This window comes from Selenomonadales bacterium, from assembly GCA_017442105.1.
GTDB lineage: Bacteria > Bacillota > Negativicutes > RGIG982 > RGIG982 > RGIG982.
Genome location: JAFSAX010000191.1, coordinates 1 through 2409, shown reverse-complemented (window position 1 = coordinate 2409; position 2409 = coordinate 1). Strand labels below are relative to the sequence as shown.

Annotated in this window: 2 protein-coding genes; both read right to left on the bottom strand. The window is 46.3% G+C overall.

Annotated elements, in window-relative coordinates; all coding sequences use genetic code 11:
• Positions 1-1168, bottom strand: a 1168-nt coding sequence (nirJ1, locus tag IJN28_07500; protein ID MBQ6713612.1) for a putative heme d1 biosynthesis radical SAM protein NirJ1, incomplete at its 3' end; no start/stop codon positions are given.
• Positions 1169-1326: 158 nt separating this feature from the next.
• Complete coding sequence (locus IJN28_07495) at positions 1327-2289, bottom strand: permease (protein MBQ6713611.1); 963 nt, start codon at positions 2287-2289, stop codon at positions 1327-1329.
• Positions 2290-2409 lie beyond the last annotated feature (120 nt).

Genomic DNA, 2409 nt, shown 5'->3' with positions numbered 1-2409 from the left:
CGATCTCTTCATCCGTCAAATAGCAAGCAGGATCGGACTCCCAGAAGTCACCCGTCGTTGCTTCTGCACGTGTACGGAAGTTACCATTGCAGTTGGCAAGGAATTTGCATTTTGCACAGCGACCTTTAAGAAGCTGTTTGCGGTCTTTCAGACCTGCAAGGATCGGATGCGTCATATCCGTCCAGATATCACCGAATTTGCGTTCGCGAACATTACCGAACGTATGATGCTGCGTGAACTGGTCGGGATGCACATAACCGAGCGGATCGACTTCGGCAAACGCCATGCCACTGCGGTTACCACCGTTCATCGAGATGAATTTAAGCATCTGTTCAGCCAATTCGGTGCGGCCTTCTTTGAGTGCCTGCAAATACATATATACACCATCGCAATGGTTGTCGACAGTCAAAATTTCTTTTTCAAGACCACGTTCTTCGAAATCACGTGTACGACGAATGATCGTATCCATCGCCATACGCGACTGCTCAGGCGTAACGTCCTCGTCCATCATCGCATTACCGCGACCGGAATAAACGAGATGATAGAAGCAGACACGATTGATGCCTTTTTCTTCGATGAAGTCAAAAATGCGGTCAAGCTCTTGAATATTATGATGGTTGATCGTAAAACGAAGACCAACGCGTTGACCGACAGCTACGCAGTTCTGGATACCTTCCATCGCCGCTTGGAACGCGCCTTCTTTGCCGCGGAATTTGTCGTTGACTTCCTGTAAGCCATCAAGCGAAATACCGACATAGCCGACACCGATCTTTTTAATGCGTTCGGCAACTTCACGCGTGATAAGCGTACCGTTCGTCGAAAGCGTTGGGCGGATTCCTTTTGCCGCCGCATACTCGGCAAGCTCGAAGAAGTCTTTACGCATGAGCGGTTCGCCGCCGCTGAAAAGAAGTACCGGTACATTGAATTCAGCGAGATCGTCAATAAAGCGTTTTGCTTCTTCCGTCGTCAACTCACCTTCATATTTCTGTGCATCGGAATTCATGTAGCAATGACGGCATTTAAGATTACAAGTTTTCGTCGAGTTCCATACAACAACAGGGCCTGCACCTACGCGCACACCATGTTTTGCCTCACGGGAATCCTCCGAATAACGAAGCGTATCCCCATAATAATCTGTTGCAAATAACAATTTTGTTACACTAATCAATTTATACCCACCTAACTAAATCAGATACAGTTCTACTAGTTTAATCATTGTACCACGTATTATGTTTTCGAGTCAAACGATTAATGTGTATTTTATAGGTATATTTAACTAATTTTGATATAAAACGAATTAAATATCAAACACCTTTTCTGATTCAGTCATATTAGCAGATATTCTGCCGCATTGAAAGAGTATCCAACGATAATGATACCGATAATGCAGACCAAGATGAATACACCAAGCAGTTTCGGTTTGACAGCCTTGCGAAGCATGATGATTGACGGCAGAGACAACGTCGTCACAGCCATCATGAACGACAGCACTACTCCGAGCTGTGCACCTTTCGCCAATAGTGCCTCAGCAATCGGGATCACGCCAAAAATATCTGCATAAACAGGCGCACCCGCAATCGTGGCGATCACAACGCCGAACGGATTATCCGATCCAAGCACTCGAACAATAAAGTTCTCGGGTATCCAATTATGTATAAATGCACCGATACCGACACCAACCAGGATATACGGAGCAACCTTGCGTGCAGTAAAGGTCATACACTCCCACGCGAATCGCGCCCGCTCAATGAAAGGAGCATCTTCCTGTGCATCGTCAATCGAACGAACATCTCCAATCTCCTCCTCTATTTCATCCTCTAAGCGCAGATACTCGATCACCAATCCGCCGACAACAGCAATGCCCAGCCCCAACAGCACATATGCGACGGCAACCTTCCAGCCGAAAATACTCATCAACAGGACAAGCGAACCAAGATCAACCATCGGCGACGATATAAGAAAAGAAAATGTAACTCCGAGCGGCAGCCCCGCCCGCGTAAAACCGATAAAGATCGGAATGGACGAACAAGAACAGAACGGTGTCACCGTGCCGAGAAGAGCCGCCGCACAATTGGCACCAATACCATGAAATCGTCCGAGAATACGTTTCGCACGCTTGGGCGGAAAATAGCTCTGGATATACGATATCAACAATATCAATACATTAAACAGGATCATGATCTTGATCGTATCATAAAGGAAGAACCGCACACTTGCCCCGATCTGACCGCCGATATCCACCCCTATGTTGAGCAGACTATTGCCGATCGCCTCACTTAGCCACTGCATCCCAAGTACCTGTTCCTGAATAAATGACCACACATTCATCTGTGTACCCTCCCTGTCAAATCAAATTATTTTGATGTGTTTATTTTAATAAAACGTCACCCTTTCAGATGACGATCTATT

What these genes read in the sequence shown, in the direction of transcription:
- IJN28_07495 (MBQ6713611.1), bottom strand. Translation starts at nt 2,289, where the DNA reads ATGCAGTGGCTAAGTGAGGCGATCGGCAATAGTCTGCTCAACATAGGG.